This window comes from Neobacillus sp. GCM10023253, from assembly GCF_042653105.1.
GTDB lineage: Bacteria > Bacillota > Bacilli > Bacillales > Cytobacillaceae > Neobacillus > Neobacillus citreus.
Genome location: NZ_JBHSHV010000018.1, coordinates 62,568 through 77,032 on the forward strand (window position 1 = coordinate 62,568; position 14,465 = coordinate 77,032).

Below are 14,465 nucleotides of genomic sequence, written 5' to 3' on the forward strand. Positions count from 1 at the left end.
GGTTTAGGAGGCGTACAATCACTGTACTACTTTAATCACGGTCTTTAACCAGTTCAAATGTTGCAATATTTTTTTCGTTTTACCGAATGTTTGTCATAACTATACGTTTAGTATAATACGCCCGCGCCCGTGTCCTCGTTGGCTTAGTTTATGAGCTTCTTGCACTTTTTCTAAGGGGAATTTTTTAAAAATACAAACTTTTACCTGTTTCCCAACTATCATTTGAGAAATGATCTTAGAAATGGTTTCAATTTCCTCTAGATGAGGTAAGGAATACGGTTTAACAGGCTTTAATCCAAACCTTTGCACCTTTTCAACTGATGGCTGCTCTACCATCGACAGAAGTTTTCCTCCCATTTTTACAACGGTCCAGGAACGATCTAATGTTTCTCCACCTATAGTATCAACAACTAGATCCACATCCTGGACAATTTTGTCAAATGATTTGGAAGTATAATCAATGACAGTGTCAACACCTAATGAGTACAGAAAATCCACATTTTTCGCTGAACAGGTTCCAATTACAAATGCCCCCTTCCATTTGGCCAATTGGACCGCAATCATGCCGAACCCACCGGCTGCCCCATGAATCAGTACCTTTTCACCTTTTTTTAATTCCCCATCTCGAAATAGAGTCAACCATGCGGTTACCGCACTTCCTGGTATTGTAACGGATTCATCAAAGCTCAATGCTGAAGGTTTAAGCATAAGTCCTGCTGCCGGTGCCACTGTAAATTCAGCATAGGTTCCATATTGGCTTCTGCCGAAGACCTCCTGTCCTTTGCAGAATTCATGTACATCAGGTCCAACTTTCTCCACGGTTCCTGAGAATGACGATCCTGGGATATACGGAAAACTTGCGGGGCGACTATCTTTAAACAACCCTTGACGATATTTCCAATCATACGGAAGAACTCCAGCTGCATGAACACGAATTAATACCTCTCCGGCTTCAGGTCTTGGAAGAGGAATTCGTTCTAGCTTTAGCACTTCTGGACCACCGTAATGGTGGACACGAATCGCATTCATTAACTGAGTTGACATCACTGATCCATCCTTTCACAAATTAAATTTTCGTTTGTTTGAATGTATCAATTAGCTTACGTTCAGGCCGATACATAAATTTGTACAAAAAAAGCAAATTCAACAATGTTAGCACAAAAAAACCGAAGTATATATTACTGTAAATTCCAGATTGTCCAGAAGCAGCAAGTGGGTTTAGTGGAGGCAATTTATCAATTTCCACTACCGTGGTAATGACAGCTCCACATACGGCAATGGATAAAAAATTCGACAAACTATATACACCCATACCAATTCCTGAATGCTCCTGTGGCAGGTTTCTAGATACCCAATTGGCTAGTGAAGGCTGCATGAAAATATATCCAACTTCTGTGAGAATCAGGCAAATGGAGATACTCCAAGATGCATACCCAACAGATGTCGATAGCAAAAGAAACCCGACACTTAAGACCATGATCGATACCGTTAAAACATAGCGACTACCTTTTTGGTCAGCCAGAGCCCCCCCATATTTACCTAATAGAGCGGAGATGAATGCTGCTGGAACCAATAATAATCCAATCCAATGTCCCTTTAATCCATAAACTTGGTTGAAAAGCAAAGGGGTGATCAGGAATACACCAAAATTGGTAGAGGTATTTAATGCACCCATGAATATACCATGACGATAGGAAACATTCCGAAAAAGACGCAGGGGAATAAATGGATGGGCTGAATGCTTTTGTCGAATGAGGAAGAAAACAAAGAAACATAAACTTACTATAAGCAACCAAAGATTCAATAAGGTAATGGCTTCCATCAAACAAATAATGAAGACTGCTATTAATCCTGCACTTGAAATATCAATCGTCCCATCCTGTTTATGAACCTCATTAGGTAACCATTTGCGAATAAAGGGCAGCGCCAGTATGACGCACATGGAGAAAAGAAATAAATATCTCCAGTGAAAGTATCCCGTTAGAATCCCGCCCAATATCGGACCAATCACCCCTGAAAACGCCATGGTGGATGCGACCATCCCTAGTGCTTTTCCTCGACGCTCAGCATTAATATAACGAGCAGGGATGACCATTGCTAAAGAAGGAATAGACGAAACACCGATTCCTTGTATAACTCGCCCCATAATCAACAGAAGGTAACTGGGAGCAAGTAAACAAAAGATGGAACCGATGAAAAACATGAGTACTCCAAAGGTAGCCAAATTTTTTATCCCGAAACGATCCGCTAACTTTCCATATAATAGTGTGCCAAGAGCTGATATGATTCCCGATACGGTTACCACCCAACTGGTGGTGGAAGGAGTTATTCCAAACTGAACCGATATATCAGGTAAAGCCACATTCAACATGTAACTATTGATTACAGCAAAAGGAACAATGAAGCAAAGTAAACGAATGAGTTGAGTTTCTTGTGCAACTGATAAATTCATTTTACCTATCCTCCTTCACTGCTGTTTAAATAATGAATGCTATTCTATCAACATTGTATGATTCATTACGTATAATGAAAAATGTATATTTGTTTATATAATCATAAGATTGAGCTTATGAAAGGAGAAGAGGTAATAATGGATCTGCTTCAGCTAAAGTATTTTCAAAAGGTTGCACAACTGAAACATTTAACAAAGGCAGCACAGGAATTATATATTACACAACCCGCTCTTAGCCAGACTATCGCGAGGTTAGAAAAAGATGTTGGGGTACCACTATTTGATCGGCGAGGGAGACAGATTTCACTGAATGAATATGGGGAGGTTTTCCTGGAAAAAGTAGAAACCGCACTAAATGCCTTGGAAGAGGGACGACGAAAAATTGCCGATATGGCAGGATTGGAACGAGGAATCGTTTCTATCGACACAACCTTTTTACCTTATTTTTTTAATGTAATAAACTCTTTTCGAACCTCTTATCCCGATGTCCATTTTAGGATTTCACAAGTTTCCACGTTGGAAAAGAAGGAGCGTCTACTCGAAAACGGTGAAATTGATTTCAGTATTTCATGCAAACCCATTGAACGAAAAGGATTTTGCAACATACCTATACAGACAGAAGAAATATTACTAGCAGTCCCCATCACACATCGACTTGCAAATCAACAGAGTATCAAGCTGAGTGAAGTCGCTAATGAACCTTTTATCCACTTTAAGAAGGGCCATTCATTTCGGGAAACTACTGATGAACTGTGTCAAAAAGCAGGTTTTACACCGAATATTGTCTGTGAAACGGATGAGTCAAAAACAATAAAGGAATTAGTTCACTCAGGTCTTGGAATCGCATTTTGGTTAGAAACTTTATTAGAAAGAGAGAATTTATTTCATCATTTACACATTCAAGAACCGGTTTGCCAGCGTACCTATTATTTGTCATGGTCGGAAAAGCGTTATTTATCCTTGGCAGCTAGTATGTTTCGGGACCTACTAATCCAGCATTTTAAAACATTACAGAAGTAATAACTCAACTTTTACCGTTGCGGATTAGCTTAAAAAAAATAGGAGGGTTATAGCCATTAATTTTTCTTTGTTCAGATAATGATGTTCTCCAATCAATCTTTTTTAAAAAAGGATAATTGATATCAAATGTATATTTACTGTATCTTTCATCCAGCAGCATTGTTACCATTTCATCAGAAAGCGCCTGAGAGGCTACTAAATTTTTGAAGGTGGTATTTACGAATATCCCCACTTTTACACCAGTTGTTTATCTATGATCTCTACCTCTTTGTTGCTTCTGCTCATTTTCCCGCAGCCACTTTTTCATATACTTTATTTTACTTTCTTGTATGAGTCCATCCATGTTTGCTTTAAGCAATTCTATAAACTTTGGAAAAACTGAATTAACAAGGTTAATATCAGGGTAAATCGCATAAATTTAGACAACAAAATCACACACAAAACGCAGAGGTTTTAGCATCCTCTACGTTTTCTTTAGTATTTTACCTTTTACATTAAACAAACAGTAATAAAACAAATCCATTCTAAACTTTTATATGCCGATTTTTTTCTTCTTTGCAACAGAAACCTTGATTTGGCAATAAAAAAGACAGATCAAAATTTTGTTATTTGGTCTGTCTTTTCATTATTTATTTCATTGTTGCGTTAACTGCTGATAGTTTAATAATGTGTACTCCAAAGTATTGTTAATCAATATGGAAAAAGTGGGTTCATCGAAGGTCATTATATTATCTAGAAAGCGTTCATTCTCTTCCAAAGCCATTAGCATAATAGGCTTTTCATTCCTCCATAAAATCAGTAATTAGACTATACAGCTTCTCGGGGTGGGTGAGATTAGCCATATGGTCAGCACCCGGAATTTCTATGATTCTCGCATCTGAGTGCATTCGAAAGTAATTGGCAACTAGAAGGTTATCGGGTGATTCCTCCTTACCGATAATCAATAATGTGTTGACCGATAATTCTCCTAATCTTTCGATAGCCGGTGGTTGCGGCCAAATTAATTTAACCGGTGGCCATTCAAACATTCGGTTCATATGGTGCCGAAGCATTTGAACCATCAAATCCCGGTGCGGACTCACCGCTACAACACGATTAGATGGATCACAGAGTAAAAGCTCAATCATCTTATCGATATCGGGGGCAGCTTCATGAACCTTCTTCATTCTCTCTCCAAATTCCTTCGAATAGCTAAACCCAGATAATCCTGGCGCAAGCAAAATTAGTTTAGATACCCTCTCAGGATAATTCAGAGCGAATTCAGTGGCAATTTGGCCGCCCATTGAGTGACCGATGAGCGTTGCCTGATTAATTTCTAGATGATCAAACAGTGACAACAAATCTTCAACAGGGTTGACATCTTCTATAGGAGACGGTGATTTCCCGGTCCCACGTCCGTCAAAAGCAACGACCTTATAATGTTTCTCTAAAAGAGGTGCGACAAATGTCCAATTTCGTACATCAGCCCCACCAGTGAGGAGGACCACAGGTTGACCAATACCATTAACTTCGTAATACAAATCCATTGATATTCCCCCACCTAACATAATTTAATATTTTCATTTGAACGTGCGTTAGGATTATGAAAAATAACCATGAAGTTAAGTTTTCACTCACACCTATCCCTACACACATTACATATTTTACCACAAAGAAGTATGGTAAATGCTGAATTTTTAGAAAATATACCTTTGTTTCAGCTTGAGCTAAATGTATTCATTTAGCTCATAAACAGGTTCGCCAAAACGGACATTTTTTTAAATAATAATATCGTATTCCATTCGCTTAGCGGTTTCTTGTGCAACTTGAGGACCCACCAATCGTTTCACAATATGAAAAGTCATATTTATACCTGCTGAGATTCCACCTGATGTAATAACATTACCTTCATCTACAAATTTAACATCCCTCTGAACTTCAACTTCTGGAAATTCTTTTTCTAATCTTTCATAGCTTGCCCAATGGGTTGTTGCCATTTTATCTTTAAGTAAACCTGCTTTTGCTAACAGAAGGGCACCCGTACAAACAGAAGTCATTAATTGTACATTTTTCATTTGACTTTCAATCCAGGTTATTACTTTATCATTATTTATTTCTCGTTCCCTAGCACCTGGACCTCCAGGAATAACCAATATATCAAATTTTGGCATAGTATCAAAACTGAAATCTGGTTGAACCTTCAATCCATTACGAGCATATATCATTGTTCCTTTTTCTGATACCGTTTCAACTACAAATGGTTTTTGACCATTCTCTAATGCTGCGACAGAAAAAACTTCAAAAGGACCTGCAAAATCCAAAACCTCTACGTCGTTAAACAAAAATATTCGCACTCTCCACTGTTTGGCATTCATAAACGTTCCTCCTTAGTGATTATTTTCTCTAACCTTGTAATTTTATAGAAATTTTACCATATTTGAGCATATCCTTGTTTAACTAACCTGCCCGTTAGCACAAAAAGAAAAGCTGTCATTTTTGACAGCTTACTATACTAAGCGACCCCCGAAATAAATTAAAAAAATCGCTCAATTAATGAGCGACCGCCAGAGCTTATCTTGTTGTATAAAACTTTTCAAAAAGCTTACATAAAATAAATGAAAATATCAGTATTGAACAACACCCAATAATAATAATGGTTAATTCAGAAGCGGTTATTTTTTAAAACCTCCTCTTCATCTTTCATTCCCAAAACCGGGCATTCATTCACTGGAAAGTTTTTTGTATTTTTCAAATAGGCCTTGAAATCCATACAAGAGAAAAGCCTTGTAAAAGAAATATAAAAAGAACTGGAATTCGTTAAATTTAACAAGTCTATATAATTTTATTTTTGTAAATAACCTTGTTATCGGAAATACAAAAATTACATCCCCAATAGCATTTAACATAATAAACTTTTTAAAATTTCCATAAGACCATTTTAATATCCATAATGATATTACTAACATCGGACCAATGAGAAAAGGAAATTCATTTCGTATTAATGATTGGGGCTTATTATAAAAAGCCCACCACCTGCGTTGTTTTCCGATCTTAGCATCTAAGCCACACAATAGTACAGCAAGGATTGAGGCAGGTAAAAATCTTTTGATATTATGAACCCCCAACAGAGGCACTGTAATCCAAGAGATTATTATCAGTGCAATATTCAATAGCCACTGATTTTTTGAAGACATAATAACTCCACCTTATTTTACGGGAATTCTCAATTTTATTATGTCTCTCAGGGCATTATATTATTTATAATAATAATAGCAGTGATTTATTTGCCCCCCTCTGTGTAACTTAAGGGCCCCGTTTATACGATAAAATAGCCGCCTTACTGGCAGCTGCTGATTTCCAACTAATGTACCCTTTAAGTAGAAATCTTCACAATCTTTTCTTTATCTTAACAAGATCTCCTAAATGTGTTGGGGCGTAAAAAAAAGACGCCTTCTTATTCAAGAAAAGCGCCCGATTGCGGAACAAAAAGCCGTTATTACAATAAAGAAAGATAAGCGTTATCTTGTTATTTATCGAATACAAATTCAGGATTAATGGCTACAGGTTTTTTCATGACAAATAGCTTCTTCTGGATCATCGAAAAAAGGGGAGTTTTGAAAGTAGCAGATACAATGTATGGTCGGATCCCTTTTACAAATTTTGACGAAGTAAAAAACAAATTTCCCATTCGCTCTTGAATTTGGTGAATTTCCTCAATCTCTTCACTTCGAATTTCCTGAACTCTACAGAGAACTTTAGCGGAGACATCACGTTTTTGCAGCGCATCCCAAATAACATCAGCCGCCACAACTGCTGTCGTTACTGCTAAAGAAACTCCTATTGCTCCTACTGGAGAGGAACAATGAGCAGCATCACCGATCAGCAAGCAGCCATTCTTTGCCCACGTTTTAACCATATGATTTTTAGTTTGAAGCGGTACGAATGGTTTAAAGTCAACCAGAGATTCAGCAAATTGATGGAATCCTTTGTTAGCATGCATAAGTTCTTGACGAAAATTTTCTATGCCTTGACGCTGTGTTTCTTTCCATTCACCCCGTGGTAAAGCAATGCCTACTTGAAGTAAATCAGGGTATTTCGGCAGTGTTATATAGCTGTGTCCCTCTGTGATTTTAAATCGTAATTCTTCTCCCCAATGAGAAGGCCGTTTTACACTGAACCAGATTAGATCACCAGGATAATGTTGATATTCCAATTCAAAACCACCTAAACGACGAATCGTGGAAAACCGCCCATCAGCTCCGACTACTATTTTTGCCTGGATTTCAAGCAGCTCTTTATTCTCCTGCTCAACAACCACTCCCGTCACTGTTCCATCCTTCTCGAGCAGTTTTTTTACCGGGGCATGAAACATCATATCAAACGTTGGATATTCCTTTGCTTTTTTGTATAGTGCTTGAAGTAAAATAGGCTGAGGAATCCAGAGAGCATAAGGTGCTTCTGCAATCATGGAGGTAAAATCAATGTCACCTTTCTTTTTATCATAATGATAAAAAGCACCTTTCTTTAGCTTAGAATGAGGCAATTGTTCGATATAGTCACGTAATTTTAATTGATTAAGCAATTGAATAAAACGGGGCTGAAGCACCTCACCACGGTATTCACGTTCAAAATTATCGTGGCTCTCCAAGACTATTACTTGAACACCAACCTTAGCCAATAATAAGCCCAGCATCATGCCCGCTGGTCCTCCCCCAACAACAATGACATCCTTTTGTATTTGTTTTCCAATCATTCTGCTATTTCCTCCCTAAATTCAAATACCAATATGGGATTATATGTAAAAAAATTGACATAATGCTGGCTTTTATAATTCAAGAATATGTCCCTGTCATGAAAAAAGGACGCAAATCCTAATTTCGGTACCGTGGTTATTAATAAAAATAAAAACGGTCAACACTCCATGCTACTGCCCGTCGCATAATTTCAAAATAATGAATATAAGTAAGATAACAATTATCTTACTTAAAACGAATGGAGAGATGGAAATGGGGATGTTAAACAGCTTTGGGTATAGAAAGCTACATTCATTAGTAGGGTTTGTACCAATAGGCGGCTATTTGTTCATTCATTTTTTAATTAATTTTCAAGCGACGAAAGGACCAGAGGCCTTTAACAGAACCGTTCAACTAGTGGAGAGCATGCCATTTTTATTGGCTTTAGAATTTTTTCTGATTTATATTCCAATTCTGTATCATGCCATATTAGGAATTTACATTGCCTTTGAGTCAAAAAACAACATTGTATCCTATAGGTATGGTCGCAACTATTTATTTTTTCTGCAACGAATCACAGGGATCATTACATTTTTCTTTATTGTTTGGCATGTATGGGAAACGAGAATACAATACGCTTTAGGACGTACAGAACTGAATTATGATATGATGAATGAAATTTTAACAAATCCAGCTATGTTCATTTTTTACTTAGTTGGTGTTATTAGTGCCGTGTTTCATTTTTCAAATGGATTGTGGTCGTTTCTTATCCATTGGGGGATTACCGTCTCTCCAAAATCTCAAAAAGTTTCTAGTTTCTTTTCCATCATTTTGTTCCTTATTTTGTCCTTTGTTACGATCAGAACAATGTTGGCATTTTTATAATCTATTTATCTTTGAGGATGTGTTTTTTCTTGAGTAATTCGTTAGCCTTTGAATCTACCCTTCACAGTTTAATTCTTATGGCTCTATTACCCGCACAAGAAAGATCACAATAAAGCAATTAGCGTTTATGCTTGGGGTTAAGCATTCATACTTAGTCAAGATTTTTACCTAATTAGACAAGGCAGAGCTCCTCAATTCATCGATAGGTACCAAGGGGGGAGTCAGTTTTTCCAGATCGTTGATCATTTGTTTAAGTAATATGAAGAATTAAATAATTGAACGAACTAAGAGCCTAATACTCTCGTTTTTTTGTAGGAAAAAGAATTTAATTATATAAATAACCATTATCACTGGCAGCCAAACTTAGATTTAATAGATTAAAAAGGACATCGCATATAGTCATATGACTATATGCGATGTCCTTTCTTCACAAACTATTTGGTACCAGGGAATTTTTAATTTCCAATCAATTTCTTGAATAGAAACTATTTGTATAATTGGTTATATTCCTCTGTTATCCCTTAGTTCAACTATTGTACCTTCAGGTGCAATTAATTTACACAAACAGCCATTTTCCACTTGATAAATTTCTTCTCCATTTTTCAGTATAAAATCATAACCCAATTGTTTAATAGTTTGGACTTCTTTAACTAAATCATCTACCCAAAGACAAAAATGAATGATCCCCTGTGTGTTTGGGTTTAATCTATTAAGATTCTCACCTACTTTACCAGTTTGAAGCTCTATATAGAATGTACCCAATTTTAACCAAGAGTTATAATAACGATTATGGAAATTAGGAAATTCTTCGATTAATTCAAAACCAAGAATATCCCTATAAAATTTTAAGGATTCTTCGTAATTATTTGTTTGGATACAAATATGGTGTACAAATTTTGTAGTCATTTTTCTTTCCTTTAGTTTTCTACTTCTATCAAGGATAACACTTTATTTTCTAGTATTTCTTGTGAAATAATTCTGCCTCGTTAATAAAAATACGATTGCTCTAATTGAACAATCGCCCCCGTTAGTTTAAGTGCAATTCTTCACAATCTTTGGTTTTAAAGAAATGTTTATCAAATAATGAATCATTTTACTTTTGCTACTCCTAATGCAAAATGGCTCCAAAGTATGTCTTCTACTAATTCAGCTTGTGATTCTTCACAATCAACAATTAAGATTACTTCAGAATGTTTTCCTTTTAAAACTCTTTTCTTTTTCTTTATTACCAATTCCATAAAAAGCCGAATAGCAAATCCCAGAACAAATCCAACAAACGCACCTATCAGTCCACAATAAATTGGTCCCCAAGCTAATTTAAACCCAATACTTGCTCCAATAACTGAAAATGCAGTGCCCATCCCCATTCCAATGTCAATCAGGCTTGTTCCGTCTGAGCGATGAATGGTATCAAAAATTTTACGTTCTTCAGCTCTATTATCCAGAGGGACAGCAAATATACTATTTTTTTTAATCCCTTTTTTTTCTAACGTTGAAATTGCTATTTCTAAAAATCCTGTGGTTTCAAATGTTGAAAATAACTGCACATGTATCACTTCACTTTTTGTCCTTTTAGTATTTTGAAACTATCCGATTGATAATTCTCGGTTAAATGATTCCTTAAATCTTTTTCAAATAGTTTGTTATTCTCAACCGTATTCATATAAGAATCATAAGCTGCAAACCCATAGTGTGAAGGGATAAAAAGAAGCCACTCTGGATTTAACACGTCAGTTGCTTCCTTTATTTTCCCTAAAAATAAAAGTACAACAGCTTCTTGAGCATGAGAAAAATAATAAAATATTACTAACCATATGATGACAAAGAAAGCAGTTAAAATCCTATGTATATAAAGCTGCCCTAGCCCAGGGATAAAAGCCGACCACATAACGGCAAGAATGGGATTTCGCTTATCTAAGTAGTTAATCTCTAAGGCCCCTAATGAAAATGAATTAAAACGGTGTTCTTCTCGCTCGGTTAAAAGATAGACCTTATTCAAATCAACTGTTGTCCGGTAACTGTCCCAAATACCGAAAAGGTAAACAGGGATATACATAAGAAGCCATCTTGTATCTAATACCTCTTTTGCCATGTCAATATTCCCTTGAAAGGAATAAATCATGGAAGAATTAACATGAGCTTTAATATTAACAACCACTTCCCAAATAAATAATGCATATCCTCTAAGATATTTAGATAATAACAAATGTCCGAATCCAGGAAATGCAGCGGACCACCATGCAATGATATAAGGATTTCTTAAATGCAATTGGGTTGTTCCTAAAATACTAACATGAGCTTTATACCGTCTGGCAGTATTATCATTTGTATAATTGTTCATCTAATCCACCTTCAGAAACGATTTATAATATATTTCCAATTATGGAATACATTTATCCATTCCTTATTATGCTAACCTGCCCCTTTAGTACAAGAAGTAATAAGGCTTTACCCCTTCTTGAAGTAAAGCCCCCTTTAGTTTAATAAGAAATGGTCTATTATTTGTGCAAAACACTATTAACCCAATATTTTGCATTCTCCGAGTCCTTTTTCTTAACAGAAACGACATATTGTTTTTCGTAGTTACTGTTCATTCCGATGCTTCCAAAGTTTCCTCTCGTCGTACCCCGTCCTAACCATTGTCCAGAACGGTCAATTACTTTGTAGGTATATTTAATACCCTTATTTTTTAAAATACCTCTTACCTTTGATAATTCTTCCATAGAGTACCCAATATATATTTCTTCTTTATTAAAGAACAACATCTCCATCCCCTTTTGTACTTCCATTTTATTACATTAATCTGAATTCATTAAAAAAAATTCAAAATTCTTTGTATTAGCGGTTATTAATTATTCCTTATTCAGCTAATCTGCCCTTTACATCAATAAGAAAAAAGACCGCCGCTGCGATCTCTTTATCGGAATCCTATATTGCACAAAGACAAACCCGTTTTGATACTTCTTATTAAAGTAACCTGCCCCGTTAGTCGAATAAGAAAAAGCCACCAATATGGTAGCTCCATCTTTAACTCTTGCACCTGTTAATTGAACAAGAACCAACCGAGTTATTGCACAATTGAACCGAACTTAGACGTTACTTAACTAATCCATTTTTGATGTCATCCATTAAATCAATTAACATAACGCAATCATCTTCTAACTTTGTGGTGTTTTCGAGAAATTGATATAATGTATCCCAGTTATTTTGAAGTTTTTCAACCTGTTCAATAAGCCAAACAATATCTTTATAATCAATTTCGTGATTTAATTTTTGTTTAATTTTCTTCAAACGTTCAGACATTTTCACAACCTCCTTATACGTCTAAATTGGTGTCTAATGAGACATAAATAAGAGATTGATTTTCATATTTCTTCTTCCACTAACCTGCCCCGTTAGTTAAAGTAAGTTCTAGCAAAAAGTAACAAGATACAAAATATTTATATCTTGCGAACTTATGTACGATATGGTAAAAATGATGTACGCCCATTAAGGGTTCAGTGTATTTTAAAGGAGTGTTATCAATGAATAAAACAGATCTTGTGAGTCAAGTAGCTCAAGCTTCCGAACTAACACAGAAAGATGCTGGTAAAGCTGTAGATGCAATTTTCAATTCTATTATGCAAGCATTAAAGGATGGAGACAAAGTTCAATTAATCGGTTTCGGTAACTTTGAAGTTCGTGAACGTGCTGCTCGTACGGGACGCAACCCACAGACTGGTGAAGAAATTGAAATCCCAGCTGGCAAAGTACCAGCATTTAAGCCTGGAAAGCAATTAAAGGATGCTGTAGCTGGTAAATAAGTACTCTTACTACATAACAAAAAAAGTGATGGTCTTGAACCATCACTTTTTATTTGGGCTCTACATTGTTAGTTGTAGAAACTTATTTTTTCTTTTACAAACGATTTGTATTGGGTTTCCATCAGGGTCTTGTACCCAACCCGACCTTAAATCATTTAAAAAATTATGGGGATGAGATAACATAGTAGCACCATTTTCAATTAAATACTGGATGGCTGAATCGGTGTCTTCTGTCCATACAACAATTTCGCATCCCCTATTTTGACCAGGGTTTAACCCGTGAATTTCTTTTGCAGATTCTTTAGAGGCTATTCCTAACTTGAAACCATCCAATAGTAATTCATAATGTACTGGCTTACCATCAATTTCCGCCACAAAGGTTTGTGTAAAGCCTAGGTTCTAATAAAATCCTTTGATTTCTCTAAATTATCAACATATAGATTAATTTGTGGAGATTTAAAGTTCATAAACGTCCCCTTCCGTCATTTTTCTGATTTAAAAATGATGTTGCCACACACCTTACCAATTAAAGTTTAATAAGAAAATTCAACGAAAAGAGTATTATTCCTCCTTGGCATGTTACGAAACTATCAATTGATCTTTACCTATCCGTTTTAAAAATTTATAGAATGTCTCCCGCTTTTTACCCATTTCTGAATATAAAGCAATGATCTTTTCTACGGCATCGTATAATTCTTCCGGAGTTAGATTCTCCACTAGCAAGGCCCCAACCTCAGCGTCTTTCCCTTTTGCATTTCCTCCGACATACAAATTGTAATGTTCTCTGACTTTCATGACACCTATATCACTTAGCATGGGTTCAGCGGTACCGATAGGACAGCCTGTATAAGCAACCTTTAGGGTAAATGGTACAGGTTTTCCTGCTATCCGGCGATTTAACTCTTTTGCCACCGGCATCCCTTCTTCTATTTCCCCTTTGCAAAAATTACAGGTTTTTAAGCTCTTTACAAAGTTACCAACCGGATAACATGCCAGGCCGACACGTCGGAATTCTTCTATGATTTCTTCCTTTTTTTCTTCCAGGATTTCTATATACAGTTGTTGGAACGTTGTTAATTCAAGTTCCTCATCTTCATTCATATATTTTGCAAGCGTCATAAGCTGTTTTGAATTCAGTTTAGCCCCAAATCCAATTCCCCCATTTACGGCGATCTTCATTTTTTTTGCACCCTTATCCATATTGCTTTCTCCCCTTATATCTATTTATTTACGGTACGTCGGTAGGGTATTAGTATGATGAAATGATACACCTGCCTCTAAATAAACTCACAGGTGATTTCAGGTTTTTATGTTCAAAATCTTGCCTATTTCATCTATATTTTGTTCGAATCCAATCAGGACTTTCGGTTTACTCATCAACCCCAACAAGGTTTTATGTTTAAATACAAATGTTGGAACAATTCTTGTACCCGTTATTTTGATTAAGTCCTCTTCCTTAGATGGTAGTTTCGTTAAATCGTATTCAATATACGATACGTTATTGTTGGAAAGAAACTCTTTCCCTGCCTGACAATCCGTTCAGGTAGGTCTCGTATAAAGCTCTAGTTGAACTTTTGCCATCATGATCACCCA

16 protein-coding genes and 1 pseudogene are annotated in these 14,465 nt (G+C 36.0%); 3 read left to right on the top strand and 14 right to left on the bottom strand.

Annotation, left to right across the window (positions count from 1 at the left end; translation table 11 throughout):
- Positions 1-99: 99 nt before the first annotated feature.
- Entirely contained in the window at positions 100-1,044 is a 945-nt protein-coding gene (locus ACFPA1_RS20950; protein ID WP_378585208.1) for an NADP-dependent oxidoreductase, read from the bottom strand.
- A 22-nt stretch (positions 1,045-1,066) separates the two neighbouring features.
- Positions 1,067-2,452 (bottom strand): MFS transporter, encoded by a 1,386-nt coding sequence (locus tag ACFPA1_RS20955; RefSeq protein WP_378585210.1) that lies wholly within the window; start codon positions 2,450-2,452, stop codon positions 1,067-1,069.
- 117 nt (positions 2,453-2,569) lie between these two features.
- Here ACFPA1_RS20955 and ACFPA1_RS20960 point away from each other — a divergent pair, with 117 nt between their 5' ends.
- Positions 2,570-3,472, top strand: a complete 903-nt coding sequence (locus ACFPA1_RS20960) for a LysR family transcriptional regulator (RefSeq protein ID WP_378585212.1) — start codon at positions 2,570-2,572, stop codon at positions 3,470-3,472.
- 779 nt (positions 3,473-4,251) lie between these two features.
- Here the strand turns inward: ACFPA1_RS20960 and ACFPA1_RS20965 are convergent.
- The 4 genes from ACFPA1_RS20965 to ACFPA1_RS20980 form a co-directional block, all read right to left on the bottom strand.
- Positions 4,252-4,998 (bottom strand): alpha/beta fold hydrolase, encoded by a 747-nt coding sequence (locus tag ACFPA1_RS20965; protein WP_378585215.1) that lies wholly within the window; start codon positions 4,996-4,998, stop codon positions 4,252-4,254.
- Between the two features lie 231 nt (positions 4,999-5,229).
- Positions 5,230-5,826, bottom strand: a complete 597-nt coding sequence (locus ACFPA1_RS20970) for a DJ-1/PfpI family protein (protein ID WP_378585217.1) — start codon at positions 5,824-5,826, stop codon at positions 5,230-5,232.
- Positions 5,827-6,171: 345 nt separating this feature from the next.
- Entirely contained in the window at positions 6,172-6,645 is a 474-nt protein-coding gene (locus ACFPA1_RS20975; protein ID WP_378585219.1) for a hypothetical protein, read from the bottom strand.
- A gap of 332 nt (positions 6,646-6,977) precedes the next feature.
- Complete coding sequence (locus ACFPA1_RS20980; protein ID WP_378585221.1) at positions 6,978-8,204, bottom strand: FAD-dependent monooxygenase; 1,227 nt, start codon at positions 8,202-8,204, stop codon at positions 6,978-6,980.
- 253 nt (positions 8,205-8,457) lie between these two features.
- On the opposite strand from ACFPA1_RS20980, the gene ACFPA1_RS20985 reads away from it, so the two are divergent.
- Positions 8,458-9,069 carry a succinate dehydrogenase cytochrome b558 subunit gene (locus tag ACFPA1_RS20985; RefSeq protein WP_378585224.1) on the top strand — a complete coding sequence of 204 codons (612 nt, stop codon included), beginning with the start codon at positions 8,458-8,460 and terminating at the stop codon, positions 9,067-9,069.
- Between the two features lie 501 nt (positions 9,070-9,570).
- On the opposite strand, the gene ACFPA1_RS20990 is transcribed toward ACFPA1_RS20985, so the two are convergent.
- The 5 genes from ACFPA1_RS20990 to ACFPA1_RS21010 form a co-directional block, all read right to left on the bottom strand.
- A complete protein-coding gene (locus ACFPA1_RS20990) occupies positions 9,571-9,975 on the bottom strand; it encodes a VOC family protein (RefSeq protein ID WP_378585226.1) in 405 nt (134 codons plus the stop codon).
- Between the two features lie 182 nt (positions 9,976-10,157).
- A complete protein-coding gene (locus tag ACFPA1_RS20995; RefSeq protein WP_213146730.1) occupies positions 10,158-10,616 on the bottom strand; it encodes a hypothetical protein in 459 nt (152 codons plus the stop codon).
- Positions 10,617-10,621: 5 nt separating this feature from the next.
- Positions 10,622-11,410, bottom strand: a complete 789-nt coding sequence (locus tag ACFPA1_RS21000; protein ID WP_378585229.1) for a hypothetical protein — start codon at positions 11,408-11,410, stop codon at positions 10,622-10,624.
- Between the two features lie 157 nt (positions 11,411-11,567).
- The gene (locus tag ACFPA1_RS21005) at positions 11,568-11,834 is read right to left on the bottom strand and encodes a hypothetical protein (protein ID WP_378585232.1); all 267 of its coding nucleotides are present in this window, start codon (positions 11,832-11,834) and stop codon (positions 11,568-11,570) included.
- A gap of 331 nt (positions 11,835-12,165) precedes the next feature.
- Positions 12,166-12,372, bottom strand: coding sequence for a hypothetical protein (locus tag ACFPA1_RS21010; protein WP_378585235.1), 207 nt, complete (start codon positions 12,370-12,372; stop codon positions 12,166-12,168).
- 221 nt (positions 12,373-12,593) lie between these two features.
- On the opposite strand from ACFPA1_RS21010, the gene ACFPA1_RS21015 reads away from it, so the two are divergent.
- Positions 12,594-12,872: an HU family DNA-binding protein gene (locus ACFPA1_RS21015; protein WP_213146199.1), complete on the top strand. Its 279-nt coding sequence runs from the start codon at positions 12,594-12,596 to the stop codon at positions 12,870-12,872.
- A 60-nt stretch (positions 12,873-12,932) separates the two neighbouring features.
- On the opposite strand, the gene ACFPA1_RS21020 is transcribed toward ACFPA1_RS21015, so the two are convergent.
- The 3 genes and pseudogenes from ACFPA1_RS21020 to ACFPA1_RS21030 form a co-directional block, all read right to left on the bottom strand.
- The gene (locus tag ACFPA1_RS21020) at positions 12,933-13,247 is read right to left on the bottom strand and encodes a VOC family protein (RefSeq protein ID WP_378585238.1); all 315 of its coding nucleotides are present in this window, start codon (positions 13,245-13,247) and stop codon (positions 12,933-12,935) included.
- A 204-nt stretch (positions 13,248-13,451) separates the two neighbouring features.
- Positions 13,452-14,072, bottom strand: coding sequence for a nitrite reductase (locus tag ACFPA1_RS21025; protein WP_378585240.1), 621 nt, complete (start codon positions 14,070-14,072; stop codon positions 13,452-13,454).
- 99 nt (positions 14,073-14,171) lie between these two features.
- Positions 14,172-14,396, bottom strand: a pseudogene (locus ACFPA1_RS21030) (glutaredoxin family protein); the annotation flags it as partial.
- Positions 14,397-14,465: the final 69 nt, after the last annotated feature.

Coding starts and splice junctions, on each gene's coding strand:
- ACFPA1_RS20950 (WP_378585208.1), bottom strand. CDS start 1,044: ATGTCAACTCAGTTAATGAATGCGATTCGTGTCCACCATTACGGTGGT.
- ACFPA1_RS20955 (WP_378585210.1), bottom strand. CDS start 2,452: ATGAATTTATCAGTTGCACAAGAAACTCAACTCATTCGTTTACTTTGC.
- ACFPA1_RS20960 (WP_378585212.1), top strand. CDS start 2,570: ATGAAAGGAGAAGAGGTAATAATGGATCTGCTTCAGCTAAAGTATTTT.
- ACFPA1_RS20965 (WP_378585215.1), bottom strand. CDS start 4,998: ATGGATTTGTATTACGAAGTTAATGGTATTGGTCAACCTGTGGTCCTC.
- ACFPA1_RS20970 (WP_378585217.1), bottom strand. CDS start 5,826: ATGAATGCCAAACAGTGGAGAGTGCGAATATTTTTGTTTAACGACGTA.
- ACFPA1_RS20975 (WP_378585219.1), bottom strand. CDS start 6,645: ATGTCTTCAAAAAATCAGTGGCTATTGAATATTGCACTGATAATAATC.
- ACFPA1_RS20980 (WP_378585221.1), bottom strand. CDS start 8,204: ATGATTGGAAAACAAATACAAAAGGATGTCATTGTTGTTGGGGGAGGA.
- ACFPA1_RS20985 (WP_378585224.1), top strand. CDS start 8,458: ATGGGGATGTTAAACAGCTTTGGGTATAGAAAGCTACATTCATTAGTA.
- ACFPA1_RS20990 (WP_378585226.1), bottom strand. CDS start 9,975: ATGACTACAAAATTTGTACACCATATTTGTATCCAAACAAATAATTAC.
- ACFPA1_RS21000 (WP_378585229.1), bottom strand. CDS start 11,410: ATGAACAATTATACAAATGATAATACTGCCAGACGGTATAAAGCTCAT.
- ACFPA1_RS21005 (WP_378585232.1), bottom strand. CDS start 11,834: ATGTTGTTCTTTAATAAAGAAGAAATATATATTGGGTACTCTATGGAA.
- ACFPA1_RS21010 (WP_378585235.1), bottom strand. CDS start 12,372: ATGTCTGAACGTTTGAAGAAAATTAAACAAAAATTAAATCACGAAATT.
- ACFPA1_RS21015 (WP_213146199.1), top strand. CDS start 12,594: ATGAATAAAACAGATCTTGTGAGTCAAGTAGCTCAAGCTTCCGAACTA.
- ACFPA1_RS21025 (WP_378585240.1), bottom strand. CDS start 14,072: ATGGATAAGGGTGCAAAAAAAATGAAGATCGCCGTAAATGGGGGAATT.